The organism is Wenyingzhuangia marina (assembly GCF_900130035.1).
Taxonomy (GTDB): Bacteria; Bacteroidota; Bacteroidia; order Flavobacteriales; family Flavobacteriaceae; genus Wenyingzhuangia; species Wenyingzhuangia marina.
Window position 1 is genome coordinate 45,601 of record NZ_FQXQ01000003.1, and the last position, 26,309, is coordinate 71,909.

At 31.5% G+C, this 26,309-nt stretch carries 15 protein-coding genes; 9 read left to right on the forward strand and 6 right to left on the reverse strand.

Annotation, left to right across the window (positions count from 1 at the left end):
* Nucleotides 1-44 precede the first annotated feature (44 nt).
* From BUB70_RS07140 to BUB70_RS07165, 6 genes are all read left to right on the forward strand, one after another.
* Nucleotides 45-3,815 carry an efflux RND transporter permease subunit gene (locus BUB70_RS07140; protein WP_073119962.1) on the forward strand — a complete coding sequence of 1,257 codons (3,771 nt, stop codon included), beginning with the start codon at nt 45-47 and terminating at the stop codon, nt 3,813-3,815.
* Entirely contained in the window at nt 3,812-5,026 is a 1,215-nt protein-coding gene (locus tag BUB70_RS07145; RefSeq protein WP_073119965.1) for a TolC family protein, read from the forward strand. The genes BUB70_RS07140 and BUB70_RS07145 overlap by 4 nt, the downstream gene beginning before the upstream one ends.
* Nucleotides 5,023-5,580 (forward strand): helix-turn-helix domain-containing protein, encoded by a 558-nt coding sequence (locus BUB70_RS07150; RefSeq protein WP_073119967.1) that lies wholly within the window; start codon nt 5,023-5,025, stop codon nt 5,578-5,580. Before BUB70_RS07145 ends, BUB70_RS07150 begins: the two co-directional genes overlap by 4 nt.
* Nucleotides 5,581-5,649: 69 nt before the next feature.
* Complete coding sequence (locus tag BUB70_RS07155) at nt 5,650-6,363, forward strand: heavy metal translocating P-type ATPase (protein WP_073119970.1); 714 nt, start codon at nt 5,650-5,652, stop codon at nt 6,361-6,363.
* 12 nt (nt 6,364-6,375) lie between these two features.
* A complete protein-coding gene (locus BUB70_RS07160; protein ID WP_073120892.1) occupies nt 6,376-7,635 on the forward strand; it encodes an efflux RND transporter periplasmic adaptor subunit in 1,260 nt (419 codons plus the stop codon).
* 34 nt (nt 7,636-7,669) lie between these two features.
* A complete protein-coding gene (locus tag BUB70_RS07165; RefSeq protein ID WP_073119973.1) occupies nt 7,670-8,050 on the forward strand; it encodes a heavy-metal-associated domain-containing protein in 381 nt (126 codons plus the stop codon).
* 34 nt (nt 8,051-8,084) lie between these two features.
* Here BUB70_RS07165 and BUB70_RS07170 read toward each other — a convergent pair whose 3' ends face one another.
* The 6 genes from BUB70_RS07170 to BUB70_RS07195 all read right to left on the reverse strand — a co-directional run bounded on the left by BUB70_RS07170 (nt 8,085) and on the right by BUB70_RS07195 (nt 17,693).
* The gene (locus BUB70_RS07170; protein ID WP_073119975.1) at nt 8,085-9,623 is read right to left on the reverse strand and encodes a PepSY-associated TM helix domain-containing protein; all 1,539 of its coding nucleotides are present in this window, start codon (nt 9,621-9,623) and stop codon (nt 8,085-8,087) included.
* Between the two features lie 4 nt (nt 9,624-9,627).
* A complete protein-coding gene (locus tag BUB70_RS07175; RefSeq protein WP_073119980.1) occupies nt 9,628-9,927 on the reverse strand; it encodes a hypothetical protein in 300 nt (99 codons plus the stop codon).
* Between the two features lies 1 nt (nt 9,928).
* Nucleotides 9,929-10,273: a hypothetical protein gene (locus tag BUB70_RS07180; RefSeq protein ID WP_073119983.1), complete on the reverse strand. Its 345-nt coding sequence runs from the start codon at nt 10,271-10,273 to the stop codon at nt 9,929-9,931.
* A 113-nt stretch (nt 10,274-10,386) separates the two neighbouring features.
* On the reverse strand, nt 10,387-12,855 hold the full coding sequence (locus BUB70_RS07185; RefSeq protein WP_073119986.1) for a TonB-dependent receptor: 2,469 nt from the start codon (nt 12,853-12,855) through the stop codon (nt 10,387-10,389).
* Nucleotides 12,856-13,316: 461 nt separating this feature from the next.
* Nucleotides 13,317-15,719: a glycoside hydrolase family 127 protein gene (locus tag BUB70_RS07190; protein WP_073119988.1), complete on the reverse strand. Its 2,403-nt coding sequence runs from the start codon at nt 15,717-15,719 to the stop codon at nt 13,317-13,319.
* A 24-nt stretch (nt 15,720-15,743) separates the two neighbouring features.
* A complete protein-coding gene (locus BUB70_RS07195; protein WP_084730216.1) occupies nt 15,744-17,693 on the reverse strand; it encodes a glycoside hydrolase family 97 protein in 1,950 nt (649 codons plus the stop codon).
* Nucleotides 17,694-18,174: 481 nt separating this feature from the next.
* Here BUB70_RS07195 and BUB70_RS07200 point away from each other — a divergent pair, with 481 nt between their 5' ends.
* Genes BUB70_RS07200 through BUB70_RS07210 form a run of 3 tightly spaced genes read left to right on the forward strand, consistent with a single transcriptional unit; the run spans nt 18,175 to nt 26,297 of the window.
* The gene (locus tag BUB70_RS07200) at nt 18,175-21,390 is read left to right on the forward strand and encodes a SusC/RagA family TonB-linked outer membrane protein (protein WP_084730217.1); all 3,216 of its coding nucleotides are present in this window, start codon (nt 18,175-18,177) and stop codon (nt 21,388-21,390) included.
* 15 nt (nt 21,391-21,405) lie between these two features.
* Entirely contained in the window at nt 21,406-23,193 is a 1,788-nt protein-coding gene (locus BUB70_RS07205) for a RagB/SusD family nutrient uptake outer membrane protein (RefSeq protein ID WP_073119993.1), read from the forward strand.
* Between the two features lie 32 nt (nt 23,194-23,225).
* Nucleotides 23,226-26,297 carry a SusC/RagA family TonB-linked outer membrane protein gene (locus BUB70_RS07210; protein WP_159431419.1) on the forward strand — a complete coding sequence of 1,024 codons (3,072 nt, stop codon included), beginning with the start codon at nt 23,226-23,228 and terminating at the stop codon, nt 26,295-26,297.
* Nucleotides 26,298-26,309 lie beyond the last annotated feature (12 nt).

Sequence of the window (26,309 nt, forward strand, 5' to 3'; positions counted from 1 at the left end):
TTGTGCGTTTTGCACTAGTTTCTAATGAATAAAATCAAAAAATCATGTTGCATAAAAGCATCAAATTTTTAATAGAAAACAAATTAGTAGCACTTTTGTTGCTACTACTATTTGTAGGTTGGGGAATCATCAATGCTCCTTTCGGTTGGGATACTAAAATCTTACCAAGCAATCCTGTAGCGGTTGATGCCATTCCAGATATTGGTGAAAATCAACAAATTGTATTTACCAAATGGGATGGAAGGTCTCCTCAAGATATCGAGGATCAAATTACCTATCCTTTAACTTCTTCTTTATTGGGGATTCCGGGAGTAAAAACCATTCGAAGTTCGTCTATGTTTGGCTTTTCTAGTATCTATATTATTTTTGATGAGGATGTTGAATTTTATTGGAGTAGAAGTCGAATTTTAGAAAAATTAAATTCTTTACCAAGTGGATTGTTACCTAATGAAGTAAATCCCGCTTTAGGTCCTGATGCTACAGGATTGGGACAAGTATTTTGGTACACTTTAGAAGGTAGAGATAAAGATGGAAATGTCACCGGAGGTTGGGATTTACAAGAACTCCGCACCACACAGGATTACTATGTAAAATATGCTTTGTCATCAGCAAGTGGTGTTTCAGAAGTCGCATCTATTGGTGGCTATGTACAAGAATATCAAATTGATGTACAACCAGAATTATTAAGACAATACAATATTAATTTGCAAGCAGTCGTAAAAGCGGTTAAACAAAGTAATAAAGATATTGGAGCGCAAACTTTAGAAATTAATAAGGTTGAATATTTGGTTCGTGGTTTGGGCTATGTAAAATCGATTAGTGATATAGAAAATGCAGTGGTCACTTCTAAAGATTTTAAATCGATTAGAGTAAAGGATATTGCTAAAGTTCATTTAGGACCAGCTGTTCGTAGAGGAATTTTAGACAAAGAAGGTGCTGAGGTTGTAGGTGGTGTGGTGGTAGCTCGTTATGGTGCCAATCCGCTAGAAGTGATTAACAACACCAAAGAAAAAATTAAAGAGCTAAGTAAAGGATTGCCTTCAAAAGTATTAAAAGATGGAAGAACTTCTCAGCTAACTATTGTGCCTTTTTATGATCGTTCAGAATTAATTAAGGAAACTTTAGGGACTCTAAATGAAGCTCTGACCTTAGAAATTTTGATTACCATTTTGGTGATTGTGGTGATGGTAAACAATTTAAGAGCTTCTATTTTAATTTCAGGATTGTTACCTGTAGCTGTTTTGATGGTTTTTGTGGCCATGAAAATGTTTGGGGTGGATGCCAATATTGTGGCTTTGTCAGGAATTGCCATTGCTATTGGAACGATGGTAGATGTTGGAGTGATTTTGTCCGAAAATATTATTAGGCATTTAGATGAAGAAAAGGAAAAGTGGAAAGTTGAAAGTGAAAACCGATTATCGAATATCGACCATCGAAAAACACCCATCAACACTATAGTGTACAATGCCACCACAGAAATATCAGGAGCTATTGTTACAGCAGTTTTAACTACTGTTATAAGTTTTATTCCAGTATTTACCATGATAGGTGCTGAAGGAAAATTGTTTAGACCTTTGGCATTTACAAAAACTTTTGCACTAATAGCTTCGTTAATTGTAGCCTTGTTTTTTATTCCGCCATTTGCAGCCTATCTATTTAAAAAAACAGCTATCAAAAAGAAGGCTCAAAAAAGCATACAGTTTTTATTGTTACTTCTTGGCTTGGTAGGTGTAGTTTACGGACATTATTTAGGATTTGCTTTAATAGGGTTTGCCATTATTACTTTATTGAATTTGTTTAATAAAATAAGCACAAACCTAATGAGTAAACTACATCTGTATTTGATTAGCATTACAATTGTGGTTTTATTAACGGAATTTTGGAGGCCTTTGGGAGTTGATAAAAATTTAGTTCTAAACTTTTTCTTTGTTGCTATTCTTTGTTTTGGAATTTTAGGTGTTTTTGCTTTGTTAAGAAAATATTACAGTCTTATTTTAACTTGGGCTTTGCATCATAAACTGTTGTTTTTAAGTATTCCAACAACTATTGTTATTTGTGGATTTTTGATTCTAAAAAACACAGGAAAAGAATTTATGCCCTCTCTAAATGAAGGATCTTTTTTATTGATGCCCACGTCAATGGCTCATGCAGGTGTTGAGGAAAATAAACGTGTTTTACAGCAGTTAGATATGGCGGTTGCCAGTATTCCAGAAATTGAAACGGTGGTAGGAAAAGCAGGGAGAACAGAGTCTTCTTTAGATCCCGCTCCTTTGTCTATGTATGAAAATATCATTCAATACAAATCAGAATATCAATTAAATAGTCAAGGGAAAAGTCAGAAATATAAGGTTGATGAACATAATTTGTTTGTCTTAAAAAATGGGCGATTAGCTACGGACGGAAGTGAAAAGTTTAAAGATATCCACAGTTCAAAATATGCATCTTTTGTAGATGAAAATGAATTGATTCCTGATGAAGATGGAGCGTTTTATAGAAATTGGAGAACGCATATCAAATCTCCAGATGATATCTGGAATGAAATCGTAAAGGTGACCAAATTACCGGGGATAACCTCTGCTCCTAAATTACAACCAATAGAAACTCGTTTGGTGATGTTACAAACAGGAATGAGAGCTCCTATGGGAATTAAGGTAAAAGGGAATAGTTTAAAAGAAATTCAAGCTTTTGGAGAAAAATTAGAAACAATTTTAAAAGAAGCTGAAGGTGTAAAAAAAGAAGCTGTTTTTGCCGATAGAATTGTAGGGAAACCATATTTATTGATAGATATTGATAGAGAAAAAATTGCTCGTTATGGAGTGTCAATAAATGAAGTTCAAGAGATTTTAGAAGTAGCTGTTGGTGGAATGCAAATTACTCAGATAGTTGAAGGTAGAGAACGTTATGGAGTAAGAGTTAGATATCCTAGAGAACTAAGATCAAATCCAGAAGAGTTAAAAAATATTTACATTCCTGTGGCGAGTGGAAAACCAGTTCCGTTGAGCGAATTGGCAAATATAAAATATGAGCAAGGACCACAAGTGATTAAAAGTGAAGATACTTTTTTAGTAGGCTATGTGTTGTTTGATAAACAAGATGGTTTTGCAGAAACTAATGTGGTAGAAAATGCTCAGAATTTGATTCAACAAAAAATAGATACAAGAAGTTTAACCATTCCTAAGGGAATTAGTTATCAGTTTACGGGAACGTATGAAAATCAATTAAGGGCAGAAAAAACCTTGTCTTTTGTAGTGCCTTTGGCTTTATTCATTATTTTCTTAATTCTGTATTTTCAGTTTAAGTCTGTAGCAACTTCTTTAATGGTGTTTACAGGAATTACGGTAGCTTTTGCAGGAGGATTTATTATGCTTTGGTTGTACGGACAAGATTGGTTTTTAAATTTCAGCTTTTTTGGTGAAAACATTCGTGATTTGTTCAACATGAAAACCATCAATTTAAGTGTGGCGGTTTGGGTAGGTTTTATTGCTTTGTTTGGAATTGCAACTGATGATGGTGTGGTGATGGCTACTTATTTAACCCAAACGTTTGATAAAAACAATCCGACTACGGTTCAAGAAATTAGAGCATCTGCTAAGTTTGCTGCAGAAAAAAGAATTAGACCTTGTTTGATGACTACGGTGACAACTATTTTGGCATTGTTACCCGTATTGACTTCTACAGGTCGTGGAAGTGATATTATGATTCCTATGGCCATTCCAAGTTTTGGAGGAATGATTATAGACATCACCTCTTATTTTATTGTGCCAGTTTTGTTTAGCTGGAGAAAAGAAGTTCAACTAAAAAAAATGTTAAAATGAAAAATATAGCTATTATTTTGTTTTTCACTTTTCACCTCGCAAGTGGACAAGATTTACAATCATATATTTCAGAGGCTTTAGAAAACAATCCAACCATTCAGAAGTTTGAATTGAAGCATGAGTTGATGCAAGAAAAAACTAATGAAGTTAACAGTATTCCAAACACAGAATTTGGTTTAGGATATTTTGTGAGCAAGCCAGAAACTAGGGTAGGAGAACAAGATTTTAAACTGTCGGCAAAGCAAATGTTTCCTTGGTTTGGAACCATTACTTCTAGAGAACATTATGCAAATGCTTTAGCAGCTGTTTCTTATGAAGATATTGCCATCGCCAAAAGAAAATTGGCATCAGAAATACATCAATCTTATTATAATTTATATACGCTTAAAGAAAAAAATAGCATTGTTGATGAAAATTTAGAACTTTTAAAAGTGTATGAAACCATGGCTTTGGCTTCGGTAGAATCTGGAAAAGCAACAATGGTACAAGTACTGAGAATTCAGATGAGAGAAAATGAATTGTTGGCTTTAAAACAAGATTTGTTAGAAACTTTTGCATCGGAAAAAACAGTTTTTTCCAAATTGCTCAACAGAAATCACCCTGATGGAATTTCAGTTGTTGATACTTTATTTATTCCAAAAGAAGAAATGGATGTGTTAGATTCTTTAAGTATTCATCCAGAGTTGATTAAGTTTGATAAAATGTATGCTTCTGTGGAAAAATCAGAATTGTTGAATCAAAAAGATAAAGCTCCTATGATTGGTGTTGGCTTAGATTATATATCGGTTACAGAAAGACCTAATATGACTTTAGCGGACAATGGAAAAGATATTTTGATGCCTATGCTAACCGTTTCAATTCCCATTTTTAATAAAAAATACAATTCTAAAACCAAGCAGAATGAGTTGGCTCAACAAGAAATTATATCTCAGAAAAAAGAGCGACAAAATGAGTTAGAAACCTTGTTGAGTAAGGCCGTACATGAAAAAGCATCGGCTAGAATTAATTATAAAATGCAAGTAGAAAACATTATTAAAACTAAAAATGCTGAAGAAATTCTTATCAAAAAATACGAAACCGAAAATATTGATTTTTATGAGGTTTTAGATTTACAAGAATTGCAATTAAAGTTTCAAATGAATCAAATAGAAGCTTTGAGAAAGTATTTTATGGCACAAACGACCATTGATTATTTAAGCGTTAAAAAATGAAAAAACATCTTTACATAAAAAACATGGTTTGTGATCGTTGTAAATCGACCTTAAAGAATGAAATTGAGAAATTAGGAATCAATATTCATCGTCTTGAATTAGGAGAAATTGTGATTGATGAGGTGGAAAGTTCAGTTTTAGCCCAAATAGAAAATGCCATTAAAGTAAATGGTTTTGAATTGGTAAAAGAAGAATCAGATTTATTGATAGAACAAGTAAAAGCTATTCTAATAGAACGACTAGATAAAGGAATAGATACCAATTTATCTGAAGAGATTGCTTTAAAACTTCATAAAGATTATTCTTGGGTAAGTAAGTTATTCAGTAAAAAAATGGGGATGACGATAGAAAAGTTTTTCATCCATTTAAAAATAGAAAAAGCCAAAGAATATTTGCAGTTGAGCGATTTAAACTTTTCGGAAATTGCTTATAGTTTAGATTATAAATCTAGTAGTCATTTGGCAAAGCAATTCAAATCAGTAACAGGAATGTCTATGAGTGAATATAAAAACTCAAAGCAATGGAACAGGAAGGATTTTGACAAAATTATATAAATATTCACCAGAATGATGATAAAAGAGTAGCGAGTTGATGTATAATTTTGTATTATAAAATTAAAATAGATGAAACATACATATCAAATAAAAGGAATGACATGTAACGGTTGTGTTGCAGGTGTAGAAGAAAAGTTAAATAAAATTAATGGTATAAATAATGCCAAAGCCAACCTTGAAAAAGGAGAAGTTAGTATTGATTCTGAAACATTATTTTCTGTGCAGGCTATTCAAAATGCACTTCCTGATAAATATACCATTACAGAAAAAGAGACTCCCAATATAAAAACAATGAATGTTTCTGAGGAAAAAAGCAAATGGCAGCAGTTAAAACCTTTGTTTTTAATTCTGTTTTACATTGCCGTAGCCAGTAATTTAATAAAATATAAAGAGTGGAATATAAACGATGTAATGCTAAATTACATGGGCTTGTTTTATATAGTCTTTAGTTTTTTTAAGTTTTTAGATTTAAAAGGTTTTCCAGACTCTTTTAAGATGTACGATCCTATAGCTAAAAGAATTGCAATTTATGGTTGGATATATCCTTTTCTGGAAACCATTTTAGGATTGATGTTTTTATTTACATATCAAATTGACATCGCTCTTTTGATAACCATTATTGTTTTAGGAGCCACTACTTTTGGAGTAGTAAAAACCTTACTAGATAAAAAATCTATTAAATGTGCTTGCTTAGGAACCGCTTTAAATTTGCCTATGACAGAGGCAACTTTTATAGAAAACACCATTATGTTAATCATGGCTTTTGCTATGTTTTTTGTATAAAAAAAGATGATTATGAAAAAATACATAACCTATTCAGGTTTGTTGATTTTAGGTTTTTTATTAGGTTGGTTGTTGTTTGGAAAATCTAATAATATCGAAAATCATGAACATCATTCAGAAGAACAAAAACATCAAATGTGGACTTGTTCTATGCATCCAAGTGTGATGAAACCTGAACCCGGAGATTGTCCTATTTGTGGTATGGATTTAATTCCAATAACTGTTAATGATGAAGAGGAGAAAGCAATAAATCCTAATCAGTTTACAATGACTAAAAATGCCATGGCTTTGGCGGACGTTGAAACTATTGTGGTTGGAGAGAGCCAAAAAGAGGAGAACAATATAGTTTTGTCTGGATTGATTTCAGAAAACAAAGACCATACAGCCACACAATCTGCTCATTTTGATGGACGTATAGAAAAGTTATACGTTACCTCATTAGGACAAAGAGTCACCAAAGGTCAACCTATTGCAGAGGTATATTCTCCAGAATTAATTACTGCTCAACAAGAATTAATCATTGCAGCTAAAACCAAAAAGAATCAACCATTATTGTACAATGCAGTAAGAAATAAATTTAAAAATTGGCAGATACATACGCATCAGTTAGATGAAATTGAAAAGAGTGGACAAGTAAAAACCAATTTAAAAATTTATGCTCATGTGTCTGGAGTAATTACTGAAATTTCGGTTGATTTGGGAGCACATATCATGATGGGGAAACCTATATTAAAAGTATCAAATTTAAGTACGGTTTGGGCCAATTTTGATGTGTATGAAAATCAACTGTCTTTGTTTAAAGTTGGTCAAGAAATTGATGTTACTACCAATGTAATTCAAGGAAAAACAATAAAAGGAAAGGTTGATTTTATAGATCCTATTCTAGATGAACAAACTAGAACAGTAAATTTAAGAGTGGTGTTGGATAATAAAAATCAATTATTAAAACCTGGAATGTTTGTTGAAGGAATGGTTGAGAATCATATAGAAATATCTTATCAACTACAAGTTCCAGAAACAGCTGTGCTGTGGACCGGAAAAAGATCTGTAGTATATATAAAATCGGAAAAAGAAGCTCCTGTTTTTGAATTACGAGAGGTCACTTTGGGTAGCAAAATGGGGAACTATTATGTTATTTTAGAGGGATTGGAGAAAGGTGAAGAAATTGTAAGCAAAGGAACTTTTACCGTAGATGCTGCTGCACAATTACAAGGAAAAAAATCGATGATGAATCACGATTCAAATTCCCTTGAAATGCATATGAATCATTAAATAAAAATGTATAACTTTTAAATAAAAATAGAAAATGAGAAAATTAGTTTTAAGTGCTTTGTTTATAGGCTTGATGACAGTAGTAAGTTGTGGAAGTAAATCAGAAAAAAAAGCGGTTGTAGTGAATGAAAATACAACAAGTATGAATGTTGGAGTACGTGGTAATTGTGGCATGTGTAAACATACTATAGAAACTGCTGCTAAAGATGTTGAAGGTGTAGTAACAGCGGATTGGAGTGTTGAAAATAAAAAAATTGAAGTAAGTTATGATAAGACAAAAACCAACCAAGCAGCTATTGAGAAAGCTATTGCTGAGTCTGGGTACGATACAGAAAATGTAGCGAGTAATGATGCTTCATATGAAAAATTACCAGGATGTTGTCAATACGACCACAGCATGGAAATGAATCAATAATTAAAAAGGCGATATCATTTGATATCGCCTTTTTTTATTTCTTTAATTTGCTGCCAACCCAAAGTGTGGTAAGCGATAAACAAATCCAAAAAACATCAATAAAAAATAATTGATATTGTTGATTTTGTAATGTATTCCAAAACCAATTTCCTGTACAAATACCATTTACAATAGGAATACATAAACCTATATAACTTCCTAGTTTTAGCGTCCATTTATTAGTAAAGTAAATATCTTTTTTTACGATGAAAAATAAAGTAAATAGTAGCCATCCTATAAAATAAAAAGCATAAATAAAAGATTGACTCATTTGTGTAGCAAATACTTTTACAGCAATAAAAGACAAAGCTGTAATAGGATACATGCTTAAACAAATAGCTAAGTAAACAATAACTACTTTTTTATTAAAACGCTTTCTTTTTTCGGGCACATTCTTTTTATCTCTGGCAACCAACCAAATCATCACTCCAGAAATAATTACAAAACAAGAAGTGATTCCTAGTAAAAAACTAATAATTTTTAATAGATAACCACCATAATCACCAAAGTGAATTCTGTAAAGAATGTTTTTTACACTTTCTAAATAAGAAGTTGTTTCTTCTGGTTTTTTCTGATATATAACTTTATGATTGGTTGCTTTGTAGGTGATTTTTCCAAAACCATTAAATTTTAAACTTCTATCTGAATGTCCTTCAAAAGTGATATGCTCGTTTGTGTCTCCAAAATTTTGAATCAATATTTTAGTAACATTAAAAGAAGGCCATTCTTTCTCTAGCTCTTTTAAATAGAGGTTGTAATCTACTACTTTTTCTCTTTTTTGTTGATGAAAAGTGTAATCGGTGGGAGTATAGCCCAAATCTTTATACAATTCTTGTTGATTACCATTGTAAATAACCATGACGTTGGGAGCTACCAAAAGTAATTTAATCATAAAAAAAGCTCCTGTAACGGCATAAACAAATTGAAAAGGCAAACCTATCATTCCTAAAGCAGTATGAGCATCTGTCCACATCGCTTTTAATTTTGCAAAAGGCCTAAAAACATAAAAATTAGAAATGATTTTTTTCCAATGAATTAACACTCCTGTAATAATGGCAAACAAGAAAAAGAAAGCGGTAAAGCCCGCTAAATAATAGCCTATAGGATATTTAATTTGCGCTAAAAAATGCAATCTATATAAAAATTCTCCTAATGAGTAAGAACTGATATAATTGTGTTGGCTAAAGTTTTGTGTATCTAAGTAAAAGAAATCTCTAGTTTTGTTTTCTGTTGCCGCCAAAGTGTCTTTGGTTGCAGAAATGGAAACATTTACTCTTCTTTCGTACCCGTGTTTTACAAAAGTTACATCACTACCATATAAATTTTTAGTTGTCTGAACCGTATCAATTGCTTGGTTGATGTCAAATGAAATGTTTTCGGAAACTTTTGTGCTTTCATTTCTTTCCCAATTAATAATGTCATCTCTAAAAAACGAAAAAGACCCCGCAAAAAAGATGATGTATAAAACCACACTAATTACAATTCCGCTAACGGTATGTGTGTGAAATAAAATATTGTGTTTTCTATTATCCATAGTTTTATTGAATTGGAAAGTAAAGTTTACTCAGGTAAATAATGATAGAAAAGATGAGAGAAATTAAAAGGTAAATCCCCCAAATTTTCCATCCGTTTTTAGCTAAAAAAGCAAGTACTAATAACGTTGCCCAAAGAATAAATCCTGTAAAAGTTGCTGTAATAATTACGTTTACGTGGTTAAACCAATAACAAAGTGCTAAATGAAAAGTTATACACACTAAATATCCACCTAAAATACCTGCAGATATTTTAGCAAAACGTTGCCATTTGGATGAGGTTAAATATTTTGGATTTGCTGGCATTTTATATAGAAGTTATTTGTTGAAACCATTCAATTAAAAAAAACAAAATAAAGACCATACTAATATTTTTATAATTGATGAGTTGCAATGGTGTTAATAAAATAATTAATCCGCCAATGGTCATAAAACCAATTATATTAAATAAGATACCAACACAAAAACCTAGTTGATTTATTGAGATGATAAAGCTTGTGATTAAAAGCATCAAACCATTTTTTTTAGCTGGAGATGGATGAGTTTGAATCTTTTTTTCAAATCCTAAACTAGAGTCTATTTTAATTCTTTTAGTAGTGAAATAGAATATATAAAAAGTAAAAAAGAGGAGGATGATTAAAATTGAAATCATGTTGTTTTTATAATTAGAAATACCCCTAGTAGTTATTTTAAAGACTAATAGGGATATTTTTATGATTGAATAATGTAGATTACATAGTTGCTATCAGATTCATAATGTTATTTTTAGAAACGATATGTAAAGTTTACAGAGAATAGTCTTTTGTTTTGGGGACTAATTGTAGACCAACCTTTGTAATAAGATTTGTTTGTTATGTTGTCTAATTTTAAACCAATTCTAAAATCATTTACATCGTAGAACAAAGAGCTATTGATAATTGTATAAGATGGAATAGTAAAAGTTCCTGCTGTATTTCGGTTAAAAATTTTGTTGTCACTAGCGTAGTTTCCTCCAAAACCAAGTCCGAAATTATTTAGCTTTCCTTTATTAAATTTATAACTAGCCCATAAGTTTGCTAAGCTTTCTGGTCCTGAACTTTCTGGTCTTCTTCCTTTAAAATCAGCATCTCCCTCTACTAATTTACTATCGTTATAACTATATCCTGCAATAATATTTAAACCTCTTATCGGACTAGCCGTGATACTTGCTTCAAAACCTTTACTGTTTTGTTCTCCGTTTTGTGAGTAGTAGTAATTATTTGCATCAACATCAATTCTTAAAGATTTGTCTTTAACATTGATATCATAGTAACTAAAGGTTGCAGATAATTTTTCGTTAAATAAGTTCAATTTTGTTCCTACTTCAAATTGAGTTGCATGTTCTGGATTTAAAGATTTGTTTGAAGGAACTCCATCAGTTAGTTCTTCAACAGGAGCTAGATTACTAAATCCATCCATAAAGTTAGCAAATAAAGATACTTTGTTTAAAACAGGTTGATATACCATTCCGAATTTAGGAGATAAAGAAACTTGATGATAACTATTATTAGAAAATCTATCAACTCTTAAACTTGCCATGGCAGAAAGTTGAGGTAATATATTTATGACATCAGAAGCATATGCGCTATAAACTTCTTGTTTGGTTTGACTAAATTGGGCTCCTGAATTTGCCAAAGTTGCAATTCCTGCATCTGCACCAGCTTGGGTTAAAACTCCAGAGTCATAAGTTCCTGTACCTTTAGGAGTACCAAAATAGGCATGTAAATTATTAACCATTGATTGAAATTCGTCTGGATTAGTTCCAACATACGCAAATCCCTGATTGGCATAACCAGTACTATTGTTAATTATCATTTTATTAAAATAATCAAGACCAATGATTAGTCTATTTCTAATACCGGCAACTTTAAAATCACTAATAAAGTTTTGTTGAATATCAGTTCCTATAGTTTCTGAATTTTGTTTACTTGTGTACCTTGATAATATAATACCATTGTTAATGGCTGTACCTCCAATAGTTTCGGCCGTGCTGGTAACTTCATATAAATAGGAATAATATCCATCGGATTTAGCACTGCTACGAGAAGCTACAGTTTGTGACGTCCAAACATCATTTATTTTGTAATTTATTTGTCCTTGTAAACTATATGTTGGAGTTTCTATATACAAATCATTACTTGTGTAGGACTTGGTGTTGTCATAATTTAATTCATCAATATTGTGAACCCTCAAGGCAGCACTTCTGTCTAAAAACAACATGGTTTGATTGGTGTTTTTTCCGTTGTAGAATTCGGTATTGACGTTAAAAGAAAGTCTATCGTTAGCTTTATATGCAAAAGAAGGAGCAAAGAAAAATGATTTTTTAAATCCAGCATCTTGGAAACTATTTTGATTATGATAGGCTGTATTAATTCTAATTGCTGAGGTTTTTTCTTTATTTATTGTTGTGTTATAATCTGCTGTAACTCTGTTTAAACCGTAAGTACCTGCTGTATAAGAAATATTACCACCTGTACTATAATAAGGTTTTTTAGTATTCACATTAATTAGTCCTCCATAGGATATTAAACTACTTCCAAATAAAGTTCCCGAAGGTCCTTTTATAACATCAATACTTTCTATGTTGGCAGGATCAGGACTTCCATTTGTTAAACCAGGTAAACCGTTAATCATTGTTGGTTGTACAGCAAAACCTCTTAAGGAGAAGTATCCTGCACCATCACTTCCTCTACCGGTAGATTCCCACAGTTTATCAATTCCAGAAACGTTTTTTAAAGCATCATCAAAATTTGTAGTAATTTGTTCTTCTAGTATAGTTTTAGAAATGCTGTTATAAACTTGTGGATTTTCAATATCTTTTAAAGGCATTTTAGAAACAACTTGACTTTCTTTTGCTAAAAATTTATTTTGTTTATGACCTTCTAAAACAACTTCTTTTAATTGTTCTTGATTTTCAATTAAAGTAATTACAGAAAGAGTGGTTGTTTTACTAGAATTTATAATGATTTCTGATGTATATTCTTTATATCCTAAAAATTTAATACTCAATATATATACTCCAGTTTTAATGTTTTCTATTTTAAAGTAGCCATTTTTATCTGTAATAGTTTTATAATTTGTTTTATTTAGTTGGATATTAGCATAAGAAATAGGATGGTTATTTTTAGATACTACTTTTCCGGATATAGATCCTGTTTGAGCATTTGCAAAAACACTTATCAACATGATGAATGATAAGATTATTAATTTTTTCATTTTAATTGTTATTTAGATTTATTTAAAACAGTTCAAAAGTATAAAGTATTTTTGTTTCTGAAAATTTATTTAGATTTATTTTAAATAAACTTATGTTAAAATAATATTTATCCTAATCAGCAATTTTTGAATGATGATTTTGTTTAGATATTAAATAGATATTGTTTTTGCTGTAACTATTGTTATTTTAGGGTTGATATGTAAGAGTGATAAAAACTTTGTTAGATAAAGAATCTATTAAATGTGGATTGTTTAGGTATTATTTTAAACTTACCTATGATAGAAATAACTTTTGTAGCAAAACCATTATGATAAGGATGGATTTTAATATTTTTTCTGTAATAACAAATGAATTAAGAAGACAAAGAAATTAAGTCAATATTTTAGGATAATAAAAAAATGCCTTCGTGAAATCTTCACAAAGGCATTTTTATATATGTATTTAGTTTTATAGAAGAGTTTTACTCAATTTCCCATTCAAATATACCCGCAGCATTTTTTTCTGCTAATTTTACTTCTAACTTTAAAGCTTTTGTTTTTACAGGTTTAAAACTAACTTCATTTCCAATTCCTTTCACAGTACCATAATCAGACGTATTTTCTACAGGAATCCATTCGTTATTATCATTTTTATAGTATAAGGTCCAACTATCAGGAACTTTACATCCCCCCCAAGGTTTATCATCATACCAATAAATCGTTGATCGGCTTATTGTTTTTGCTTCAGAAAAATCATAGGAAATCCATTCAGTAGTTCCTTCTTTTGGCCACCAATGGTAATATGGTAAAGCTTTATCGTTTTCATCTTTAGGAATAAGTCCATCATTAATAGCCACAATAGGTTTAGTATTGTGTGAAGCATTTATTTTACTTTCAGAAGCAATAGTTGGGGCTATAGTAGGACGTGTTGCATTTATATCAATTGGCAACCAAACGGCCATGTCTCCATTTCCACGATGTGCCCATGAATAATATGGAATCATATTAAGGTTTACATCTTTAACAACTAATTTACCATCATCATCATAACTTAGAGATTGTGCATTGGTTTGGATAGTGTTAATACCATAAAGTAAATCGTCTTTCTTTTCTACTTTAAACTCAGGTTTCTTGCTTAAAATAGTACTAAAAATATCAAAATCATTATCAGGCCATTCTGCACAATAAACAATGGGACCACGTTCAATAGATACTTTACCTTGATCTTCTTTAACAGCAGGATGTGCTTTTACAATTCTAGGTTCCATTTCAAAACTGATTTCTACTTTATCTTCTTTTTTCCACTTTCTATTAATATCAAAATACCCCTTGTTAATAGTACTTGTGACTACTTTTCCGTTTACTTTAACTGAAAAGCTAAGTTCTTTTTTATCAGCATAGTTATAAAGATCTGAAGGTACAACAGTATTTTGTAACCATCCAGGAAGACGAACCTTAAGATTAAATTTTTGACTATGTTTAGGAGTTATTTCAATATTTACATTACCAGACCAAGGGTAATTGGTCGTCTGAGTTATTTTTAATGATTTACCTTTTACTTTTAAATCTGATTGATTTGCCATAAATAGGTTTACATATACATCAGATTCGTTAACGGCATAAATATAGCCTGGAACTGATGGAATAAAACGGCTAATGTTTGATGGGCAACAAGCACAACCAAACCAAGCTTTACGTTGATGTTGACCAATTGATTCTAGTGGATTAGGGTAGAAGAAGCTTCCACCATCTAAAGAGACACCAGAAATAAGTCCGTTGTATAAAGTACGCTCTAAAACATCATAATACTTAGCATCACCATGTAACAAGAACAAACGATAATTTAAATATACATTACCAATAGCAGCACAAGTTTCACAGTAGGCAGACATGTTTGGTAATTCGTAATTCTTACCAAAGGCTTCCCCGTGACCAGTAGCACCAATACCACCAGTGATGTATAATTTTTTTGAAACTATATTATCCCAAATTTTATCAATGGCATGAATATAATCTTTATCGCCAGTAAGTGCGGCAACGTCTGCCATTCCAGAGTACATATATGCAGCACGAACCGCGTGTCCTACAGCTTCATCTTGTTCTAATACAGGTTTATGAGATTGACTATATTCCGATTTAATGTGTGTATGACCACGTTTGTCTAAAATTAGTTTAGCGAAATCAAGATATTTTTTATTTCCAGTAACTACAGAAAGTTTAGCCAACGCCATTTCAGTAATTTGATGCCCAGGAACCACCATTACTTGTCCAGGTTGATCTCCAACTTCTCTTACGGCACAATCGGCAAATTTTATGGCAATATCAAGAAAACTTCTTTTTCCAGTTGCTTGATAATGTGCTATGGCACCTTCAACCATGTGTCCAAGGTTATAAAGTTCATGACTTAAATCTTCTTCTTTTTCCCAACGCTTTTTACCTGCCCAATCATGCGTGTTTTCTGGATTCATGGTTCTAAACGTATATAAATATCCGTCAGGTTCTTGGGCTTTACCAATAATGGTAATAAGGCTGTCAATGTACTTGTCTAGTTTTGCATCTGGAAAAGTTTGCATGGAATAACTAGCACCCTCAATAGTTTTATATACATCGGTATCGTCAAATGTAAAACCTTCTACTTTATTAGTCGTATTTGGGTTTGCTGCCATTAGAAAGTTTTCATAACGCCCTGTCGATTCACATTTTCCAAAAGCAAGAGGTATGGTTGTTACTCGACTAGCTTTAAGTCGTTGCCCCCAAAAGGTATCAGTTACATTTACGGAAGTAAATGGAACAGGGGAAATGGGATATCCTGTAGTTTCTTTTTTTTGAGCATGGCCTATAAAAAGACTTAATGCAAATAAATAAATGATTGATGTACGTATCATAATGTATTTTTTAATTAGGATGATTTAATTTTTTGATTTTGTGATAATCGCAACCCATCCACCAGATTTGTTTAAACGAATATTCATTTTAGATGTGTTATTAATAGAATCTTCTTCAATACTGTAATCTCTAGCTATTTTATCAGAGTTAACTCCATCTCTCATCCATCTTATGTGATAATTTCCCGTATCTAAAAAGGAAAAATCAATAATAAATTCTTTTGGTGTTTCGTCATTCATAGCACCAATATACCATGTGTCTCCATTTTTTCTGGCCATCATGATATAATCTGAAACTTTAGCTTCTAAGACTAAAGATTTTTCCCAAACGGTTGGTATTTTAGAGATAAAATCTGTGGTTTCATGTTCTCTATAATAATTACTAGGTGTGTCACTTAGCATTTGAAGAGGAGCTTCATAAATAACATACATAGCTAATTGATGAGCTCTAGTTCCCATTACCATTGGCCTGTCTAAACGTGCTGCAAAATTTTCTTTATGAACATTGTCTAGACCACCAGGTGTAAAATCCATGATTCCAGCTGTCATTCTTGTAAAAGGAAGTGTTAGCTCATGTTCTGAAGTTATTTGATCTTCCCATTTACAGTTTTCTAAACCTTTTACTCCTTCATAATTTATAACGTTTGGATAAGCTCTTCTTAATCCTGAAGGTTTAAAAGCACCATGATAATCTACCAGCATTTTATATTCTGCAGCTTTTTTTGCCATACGTTCATAGAAGTTAACCACATATTGATCGGCTCTTTGTATAAAGTCAATTTTTACACCTTTTACTCCCCAATTTTTAAAAATAGTTAAAATGGTATCCATTTCTTCGTCTAACGGACGCCATAAACTCCAAAGTATAATGTCTACACCTTTATCTTTCCCATATGCCACCAATTCTGGTATATCAATATTAGGATTTGATTCTTTTACGTTTAGGGTAGTTTTAGACCATCCTTCATCAAGAATAATATATTCCAAACCATATTTAGAAGCAAAATCAATATAATATTTATAAGTTTCTGTGTTAATTCCCGATTCAAAATCAACCCCATCAATATTGTTAGCATTCCACCAATCCCATGCTACTTTTCCTGGCTTAATCCATGAAACATTTTTAATTTTTAAAGGATTGGCTAATTGATATACTAAGTTGTTAGATATGATATCACTATCTTTTGGTGAAATCATGAAGACACGCCAAGGAAACGCTCTATTACCTGATGTTTTTGCTATATAATTTGCTTCGGTTCCTATGATCTCTGCACGATCTCGTTTTCCTTTTATGGTGGATAAAACAACTTTTGGAAATATACTTTTAAATCCAGACTCTTTTTTTTGTAAAAATAAATGAGGATAATCGTAAATGTTTGATTCAGTAAAACTGATGCTTGGTGTATTAGTTTTTGTAAATAGTAATGGTAAATTGGCTATAGTACCTTTAGAAATATTATTAGGATTAAGTGCTTTAAAGTAATTTTCAAAATGGGAAATCAACGTTTTTTCCTCGGGTAGATAGCACGTAAATTCAGGAGTCATATTAAAATCTAAGATTTCGTTAGAAATATTAATATCTTTCCTTCCTAACTTTGTTACATATCTATAAGCTATACCATTATTGTAGACTCTAACTTCAAAATTAAAATGATTGTAATTAAGTGTTAGTAGATTGTAAGAATCTTGAATCATTTTGTTTTTAGTAGGAATAATTGCTTCAATTACTTTGTTCTCAGAAGAAATTTTAGCCTTTTTAAATTTAGAAGCAGAAACTAATGATCCTTTTTTTTCTATTATTAAATCTGAGTTAACATCCTTAACAAGAGTTACTCCTAAATAATCAATGGTAAGGTGTAGAGTGTTTTTCTCTTTTACGGAAACAACAATAGCTCCGTTAGGGGATTGAACTGTTTGTTGTCCAAAAACAAAAACAGAACAAAAAAAGAATAATGTAATGAGTTTATGTATCATATAATGTTTAATTAATAGTTTTTAAACCCATAAAGTTAATTTATATGCATGTACTTATTTAGTTGTTTATTGTCATATAGTTTGTAAATGTTAACCACTTTTAATTAATAAACAGATAATTATTTTTTGATTTTGTGGACATAATATGAGCTTTCCGAAATTAATTATTAAAGGAAATAAACTCATAAATATATTAAGATACTCCCTTGTTTTTATTGTTAATTTTTTGTCCGTGTAGCCTTTTTATACAGCTTGTTTTTTCATGTTTTTTTTCTAGAGAAAGTAGTTAAACTGCTTTAAGTCAGTTTTTTTTATGTGGGTTGATTGTCTCGTGTTATTTTGACAAGTGTATTTGTTAATATAATACAATTATGAGATAATATAGGGTTAACAAAAAATAAACATGTTGATGTAATATTGTTATAAAATGTTTGTTTATCAAAAATTAACTAATTATAAAAACTTTAAAAAACAATGATTTATGAAAAAAAACAACTTTAGTCCTTGTAGGAAAGGAGTGCTGCATAAAAGCAGATTTATGCATAAAGGAGTACTCTTTATTTTTCTGTTTTTTTTAAGTATTGCAATGTTTGCTCAACAGAAAAAAAATATTACGGGGGTGGTAACAGATTACAATGGTGAGCCGTTAATTGGGGTTACGGTTTTACAAAAAGGAACTAGTAATGGTGTTTACACGGGATTTGATGGTGAGTTTTCTATATCGGTACCTTTAAATGAAATTATAGTTTTTACTTATGTAGGTTTTAAAACCAGAGAAGTCGTAGTTAGAAAGGAAACCCCGCTTAAAATAAAAATGGCTGAATCTTCAGAATCTTTAGATGAGGTTGTAATTGTAGCTTTTGGTAAGCCACAAAAGAAAGAATCTATTGTAGGGGCTGTTTCTAAAATAAGTGGAGATAAACTTATGTCTGTAAGAATGGGTAGTAGTGTAGAGAATAGCTTACAAGGTAGATTACCTGGTTTAACAGTTATTATGACTGACCCTACACCAGGAGAAGAAGCTCTAGGTAACTATTATGGTGCGAACCCAATACAAATGTCTATTCGTGGTAATTCATCAATGGGAAGCAATTCTCCTTTAATTATTGTTGATGGTGTTGAGAGACCTTTCTCAAATTTAGATCCTAATGATATTGAGTCTATTTCAATTCTTAAAGATGCGTCAGCAACTGCTGTTTATGGTGTAAAGGGAGCAAATGGAGTAATAATTGTTACAACAAAAAGAGGTAAAAAGGGAGTGGTTGAATTAGATTTTTCTGCTACTGTAAGTATGAAAACTCCTGCTATTTTACCCGAGTATATGAATGCCTATGAAACAATGAAATTAAGAAATGAAGCATGGGCTAATGATGGTCTTTGGGACTTAATGGTTTCTGATGAAGTTCTTAATCATTATAGAGATCAAGATTTACCTTATTTATATCCAGATTTTGATTGGATGGATTATTATTTTAAGCCTGCTTTTGATCAAACTTATAATTTAAATGCAAGAGGAGGTAACAATTTTGTTCAATATTATGCTTCTATAGGTTATTTAAAAGAAGGTGATATTTGGTCAGTTGGTAATAGTGAAGCTTTTCCATATAGCTATGATAAACAAAACGCACATTATGGTAGTAAAAGATATAATTTCAAGAACAATCTTGATTTTAATTTGTCTAAATCATCAAAACTGACTATTAACTTAGGGGGGAATATTAAAGAATGGGGAAAGCCAGAAGATACTTTTACTCAACCTATATGGTATGAGCCAGTAACTTCGTTGCCTTATTATCCTGAAGAAGCCCTTCAACAATATCCAGATAATTCAATACCCTATAATCAAACAGGTGTAAGACCTTTTCTTAAACCAGGACAAGGGGAAGTTGAGATGAATTGGATTGGTGCTCAAGGATTTAAAAGATATAAGTCAAATGAGATTAATGCTGATATCAAATTTAATCAAAAGCTTGACTTTATTACAAAAGGGTTATCTATTGATGGATTGTATTCTTATAATTCAAATGTTGTTTATGAAAGAGTTTTTAATTTAAATCAATATTTCGGATATTATTTAGATCCTGTAACCCAGCAATGGGGAAGATATGATAATGGAGGTGGTGTAAATTTAGATACGCCACAACCAAAATTACAAGTAAATAATACAGAAAGTGTTTTTAAGGGATGGAGAAGTCATTATATTCAAGGTACTTTAGCTTATAATCGTTCATTTGGTAAGCATTCCGTTTCTGGTTTAGGACTTTTTAGTCGTAGAGAATCACTTGTTGAAAATTTAGCTCAATTTCCTCATTATGAAGAAAACTGGGTAGGTAGTGGATCATATAGTTATGATGATCGTTATTTTTTAGAAGCGAGTGTAGCTCATACTGGTTCTGAGAAATTTGCACCAGGACTTCGTTTTGGAACATTCCCAGCAGGTGGACTTGGATGGGTAATTTCTAATGAAGAATTTTTTGACAATCTTAGTGAAACGGTCAACATGTTAAAACTAAAATACTCTTACGGTGTTGTAGGAAGTGATGTTGGAATTGCAAGATGGTTATATCAATCTGAGTATAATCAAAGTGGAGTTACTAACTTTGGTTTTCCTCGTCAAAATTATGGATATATAAATGAAGGTAGTTTACCAATAAAAAATGCTACATGGGAAAAAGCATATAAGCAAAATGTAGGACTTGAACTTGGTTTGTTTAGAGATTTAGTTACATTAAATGTTGATTTATTTGATGAGCGCAGAGAAGATATACTTCAACCTAGACAAAGAGTTCCTGCATGGGCAGGTGTTCCAACTATAAGTTCTAATATTGGAACCTCTAAAAGTCATGGTTTTGAGGTTGAGTTAGGATTTAACAAAGCTTTTAATGACGGTTCATTTATCACATTTAAGGGGAATCTTACTGCTCAAGAAAATAGAATGGTTTATTATGATGAATCTAAAAATGTACCATTTAACCTTAAAGCAGAAGGGAAGCCGGTAGATATTGCTAGAAGGTTAGGGTCATATACTCCAGGTACAGGTATTGTAGATAAAGGTTTTTATCAAAACTTTGATGAATTGTTTTTATGGCCAAGAGCAGGAGGACCTAGTCCAATTGTTGGAGATTTAAAGTTTCTTGATTTTAATGGAGATGGTACTGTTGATGGGCAAGATAGAGTTGTTGCAGAAAGTCTTACTATACCAGCTGTAACTTGGAACGGTATCATTGGAGGTGGTTATAAAAATTTATCACTTGAATTAAATTTTTATGGAATTAGTAGTGTACAAACACCAATGAGGCAAGGGGGGATGTTTTATTTATACCCTTTTACCGAAAATAAGAACAATGCTTATACAGCTCATGCAGATCATTGGAGTGCAACAAACACTAATGCTCAATTCCCTTCAGTTCATGCTGAAGCAACAAAGCAGTACAATTATCAAATCAGTAGTTTTTCAATGATAGAAGGTCAGTATTTTCGTTTAAGAAGTGCTAATCTTAGATATACGATTCAATCAGACGCTATGAAAAAAACTACAGGTATTTCAAGTTTAGATATAGGACTAATAGGAACAAATTTATTCACTTGGAGAAAACGTAAATGGGGAGGTGATCCTGAGGGAGGAAATTATGGGGTTGATTTCGGTGCATACCCACAAATGAAGAGATACACTTTAGAACTTCGTGCAAAATTCTAACAAAAAATCAAAAACATGAAAAAAACACAAAAATATATATTAACTATTATTGGTTTTTTTGCAATTATCAATCTTAATAGTTGTGAAGATTATCTTGATAAAGTACAAGAATCTGATGGAATACAAGAAGAGGCTATTCTAAAAGATTACGTAATGTTTAGACAGTATGAAGATGGAATGTACCAGGACTTATTAAACTATCTTTCATCTTCAGATTATAGTTTTATTTCAGCACTTTCTGATGAAGGTTATGTTAATTCTATAAATTGGGAAACTATGCCGATAGCACAGAGTGGAGACTGGCTTAGATCTTACAGTACAGGGCAAGCCCTTCAATTTTTTAGAGTATGGGGATCTTGGAGAAGCATACGTATTGCGAATAGAGTTATTGAATTACTCCCTAAGTTAGAGGGGGCTACTGATGCTCAAAAAGACGAATTAAAAGGGCAAGCACATTTTATGAGAGCATGGTATTATTACGAAATGCTTAAGCGACAAGGAGGAATGCCTTATATTACAACTGCCTTTAGTGCTGATGATTCTACAGAAGAATTTGCATTGCCACGTCTTTCATATCATGAAACAGCTTTAAAAATTGCAGCAGATTGTGACTCTGCAGCTGTATTGTTGCCAGAAAGATGGAATCAACAAAATTTAGGTAGACCTGAAAAAGGAGCTGCTATGGCAGTTAAAGCTGCAGCTTTATTGTTTAGTGCAAGTCCAAGTAATAATCCAAGTGATGACCAGTCAAAGTGGGAGTTAGCCGCTAAAGCTTCATGGGATTTATTATCGGACTTAGGTAATTATGGAAATAATAGATATAGCCTTGTTGAATCTAATGGTACTGATAAAGTAACTTATAAAATTCCTTCTATAGCAGGTGAAAAATCAATAGAGTACAGTAGTGGGTTTGATAGTATCTTTATGTATCAACCATTTCATGATGAAATTATTTGGGAAAATTATGCTGTTTCTAGTGGAGCTGATAATACGCATGTTGTCTTTACAACAAGAGGGCTTCAATACACCAATGTTATTCAAGGGTACAGTGTTAATGCAAGTTTTGTTGATTTGTTTGAAACAAAGAATGGATTAGCTATTGGAGATGATCCGGATTTCGATAGTCAAGATCCTTATATCAATAGAGATCCTAGGTTTTATCACTCTATTCTATTTAATGGAGAAAGATGGACAAGTGAATCTGATAGATATTTAGAGTTATTTGATGGTGGTGAAGAAAGAAAATCTGAACCTGGTTATAATCAATCTGGTTATATGGCAAGAAAATTCTGGGCAAGAAATGTAGATGGATTTCCTGGAGGAATTAGTTCACCAATTACACATGTCATTTATTTTAGGTTAGCAGATATCTTATTACAATATGCTGAAGCAGCAAATGAAATAGGAGGTCCAAATTATACACTACCTGGGGCGGCTATTAGTGCAGTAGAAGCTGTTAATATTGTAAGGGCACGTGTGCAAATGCCTCCAGTAAATGCAATGTATTTAAGTGATAAAAATTCTTTTAGAGAAAGAATTAAGAATGAGAGAGCGGTAGAGTTTTATTTAGAAGGGAAACGCTTTTTTGATTTATCTAGATGGGGTGATGCACATAAAATAGAGCATAAAGCTTATTATGCTGATCAATTTTTAGAAAATCCAGCAGCTCCTACTGGGTATGATATTAATAGAGCATCAACACCATTTTATATACGCACATTTGAGCAAAAGCAATATAAATGGCCTATTCCGTTGAGTGATGCGTTTATGTTTGAAGAATTTAAACAAAACCCAGGATGGTAGAATTATTAATAAAACGACAAAATATAACAATTATGTATAGAAAAATTGTAAACATGTTGATGTTTTTTGCAATCATTGGCATATTTGGTTCTACATCTTTACTTGCACAGAATCAGGATGATAAATCATCTACATCTGTTTTTACTGGAAAGGTTGTGAATAGTGACGGTGAACCTATTTCAAATGTTTTTGTAAAATCATTTGAAGCAAATGGTAAAAGTGTTACAAATAAAGAAGGTGAATTTACAATAGAAGTATCTAATGAAAATGATCAAATTACAATAGACGAATTCGGATATTTATTTAGTACAACCGAAATTACAGATGGTAAACTCGAAGACAATAATATTAATATTGTGTTATCAAAAGTTGGAACACTTCAAAATAGTACAGTAAAATTGCCATATCAATCGTTTTCTAATAATAGAAGTGTATCTGCTACCTATACTATTTCGGGAGAAGAGCTTCAATCTTATCCAGCAAGTACATTTTTAGAAACACTTTCAGGTAGGATACCTGGTTTGACAGTAAATACTTATAGTAACGGATCAGGTTCTATTAGGTTTGATTTAAATACAGGAGGTATCAATACAGGAGAAGACGTTTATGCTAGTATAAGAGGAGATAATGTATCTTTTTATATAGATGGTATAAGAAGAGATCCATCAGATCTTAATGTTTTTGAAGTAGAATCAGTACAGGTTATAAAAGATATGTCAGGAAGAGCTGTTCTTGGATTGGCTGGTTTAAATCCTGTAATTTGGATTACTACTAAAACAGGAAAAAAATTCAAAAAAGAAATATCAGTAACTACTGAAACAGGTATAAGCTCTCCAACTTCACAACCTGAATATTTAGATTCCTATAATTATGCATCATTGTTTAATGAAGCTCTAACAAATGATGGTTTAAGTGCATTATATTCTTCTGACGATTTAGCTGCTTATAAAAATGGTACAGATCCTCTATACTATCCTAATGTTGATTATTTTGACGATTATGTTAAAACATCAAGTAAATTTACTAGAGCTAATATTAATTTTAGTGGTGGAGATGAAAAAGTAAATTATTTTTCATTATTAGATTATGTACAAACCAATGGTTTAGAAAAGATAGGAGAAAGTTCTATAAACAACAGATTTAAAGCAAGAGGAGGTGTAAATATTAAATTGACTGATAAAATTGAGTTTAGAGTTAATATAGCAGGAACGTACCAAGCACAAAAATTTCCAAATGAAGGAAATGGTCCTAATCCATTTAACTTATTTAATTTTATTGCAACCAATCCAGCAAATGCACACGCTATTTCATATGATGGTAAATATATTATTAATGATAATTACCCTTTAAATATTGAAAATGAACTTTTGTATGGTGGATATGCTGAATCTGCAAATCTTAATTCACAAAACAGTACTTCTTTATTAATAGATCTTAATGAACTAACTAAAGGCCTTACCTTTACAGGAACTGCTGGTTTTGATACTTATAGCACAGTTGTTACTAATAAAGGAGGAACAGCAGACCTTTATAGATTACAGAACAATAATGAATTAGTTCGTGTACAACAAGCTACTGTTGTTCCAAATCTTAACTTAGGTAATGATTTCTTTTCAAGAAATACTACTGCTTTTTTACATTTTGATTATGATAGAACTTTTGATAAACATGCTTTAACTATGAATGCATCATATTATGCGGGTCTTGTAGAGTATCGTGGTTGGGGAAATTATCAACCTATTAAAAAACAAGATTTTGGTTATAGAGCAAATTATGTTTATGATGAAAAGTATGTTGTGCAGTTAGATTTATCTTATACAGGGAGTATGAAGTTGCCTGAAGGGGATAGATATAATTTATATCCTACTATTGGAGCTGCTTGGGTAGCTAGTAATGAATCTTTCCTAAGCTCTAGTAAGGTTGTAAATTACTTAAAAGCTTTTGCTTCATATGGAATTATGGGTAATGATGATTTTAGAACAGGTTTTAGTTCTACTTATAATCCTTATTATTTAAGTACTACTTTATGGCAACAAGTCGGAACCTGGCAATCTGGTATTAATGATAATAGAGGTAACAGCGTAAGCGTATTTAATATTCAACAGGAAGGAAGTACAAATTATCAATTGCCTGAAATGAGCTATTTAAATATTGGTACACAAGGAGAATTTTTTGATAAATCATTGTCATTCGAAGTAAATTATTTTAGTCAAGTATATTCTAATCAAATATCTCAAAGAAGTTCTTTAATTCCTTCTTTATTTGGTTCGGGTAGTTTTTTACCATTAACTAACTATGGTAAAACAAAATATTGGGGGCTTGATGGATATTTACAATATTCTAATAAAGTAGGTGATTTAGAATATAGCTTAGGAGGTAATGCACAATACAAAAGAGGTAAATATGTAGATGTAGATGAGCCAGCAGCTTTAGAAGATTATAGAAAATTAGCTGGAAAGGAAGTTGATATGTTTAGAGGATATCAAGCAGAAGGTTTATATCAATCTGAAGAAGAAATTACCTCTAGAGGTGTTACTCAAAGTTGGGGTGATGTACAGCCAGGAGATATTCGTTATAGAGATTATAATGAAGATGGCGTAGTTGATGAAAAGGATGTTTTTACTACTGATGAACACGCTGCTAGAGTGTTTTATGGTGCAAACTTAAGATTAAAGTACAAAGGTTTTGGTCTTTTCGTAGTAGGTCAAGGTCGAGCTGATGGTACAATTTCAGTAAATAGCGATTATTTTACAGGAAGAAATCCAAGAGCAAACTATTCTACAGTTATGTTAGATAGGTATCCGGAAACAAATAATTTACCACGATTAACAACACAATCGCAAAACAATTATCAAAACTCTACTTTTTGGAGAAAAAGTGCAGCATACTTTACTATTAAAAATATAGAGTTTAGTTATACCATGCCTAAATCTATAGCAAATAATATTTTGCTTCCTAATTTAAAATTCTTTGTAAGAGGTAAAAACGTAGCTTCTTTTTCAGAATTTTCTGATTATAATATAGATCCAGAAAGTTTAAATTCAGGTGTTACTGTATTCCCTATACTAAGAACATTTACTTTAGGAGTATCATGCAAATTTTAACTAATAACTACA

Bases quoted from the DNA above. Each gene is read 5' to 3' on its own strand.
- BUB70_RS07140 (WP_073119962.1), top strand. From the start codon at position 45: ATGTTGCATAAAAGCATCAAATTTTTAATAGAAAACAAATTAGTAGCA.
- BUB70_RS07170 (WP_073119975.1), bottom strand. From the start codon at position 9,623: ATGGATAATAGAAAACACAATATTTTATTTCACACACATACCGTTAGC.
- BUB70_RS07210 (WP_159431419.1), top strand. From the start codon at position 23,226: ATGTATAGAAAAATTGTAAACATGTTGATGTTTTTTGCAATCATTGGC.
- BUB70_RS07150 (WP_073119967.1), top strand. From the start codon at position 5,023: ATGAAAAAACATCTTTACATAAAAAACATGGTTTGTGATCGTTGTAAA.
- BUB70_RS07195 (WP_084730216.1), bottom strand. From the start codon at position 17,693: ATGATACATAAACTCATTACATTATTCTTTTTTTGTTCTGTTTTTGTT.
- BUB70_RS07175 (WP_073119980.1), bottom strand. From the start codon at position 9,927: ATGCCAGCAAATCCAAAATATTTAACCTCATCCAAATGGCAACGTTTT.
- BUB70_RS07165 (WP_073119973.1), top strand. From the start codon at position 7,670: ATGAGAAAATTAGTTTTAAGTGCTTTGTTTATAGGCTTGATGACAGTA.
- BUB70_RS07185 (WP_073119986.1), bottom strand. From the start codon at position 12,855: ATGAAAAAATTAATAATCTTATCATTCATCATGTTGATAAGTGTTTTT.
- BUB70_RS07145 (WP_073119965.1), top strand. From the start codon at position 3,812: ATGAAAAATATAGCTATTATTTTGTTTTTCACTTTTCACCTCGCAAGT.
- BUB70_RS07200 (WP_084730217.1), top strand. From the start codon at position 18,175: ATGAAAAAAAACAACTTTAGTCCTTGTAGGAAAGGAGTGCTGCATAAA.
- BUB70_RS07160 (WP_073120892.1), top strand. From the start codon at position 6,376: ATGAAAAAATACATAACCTATTCAGGTTTGTTGATTTTAGGTTTTTTA.
- BUB70_RS07190 (WP_073119988.1), bottom strand. From the start codon at position 15,719: ATGATACGTACATCAATCATTTATTTATTTGCATTAAGTCTTTTTATA.
- BUB70_RS07155 (WP_073119970.1), top strand. From the start codon at position 5,650: ATGAAACATACATATCAAATAAAAGGAATGACATGTAACGGTTGTGTT.
- BUB70_RS07180 (WP_073119983.1), bottom strand. From the start codon at position 10,273: ATGATTTCAATTTTAATCATCCTCCTCTTTTTTACTTTTTATATATTC.
- BUB70_RS07205 (WP_073119993.1), top strand. From the start codon at position 21,406: ATGAAAAAAACACAAAAATATATATTAACTATTATTGGTTTTTTTGCA.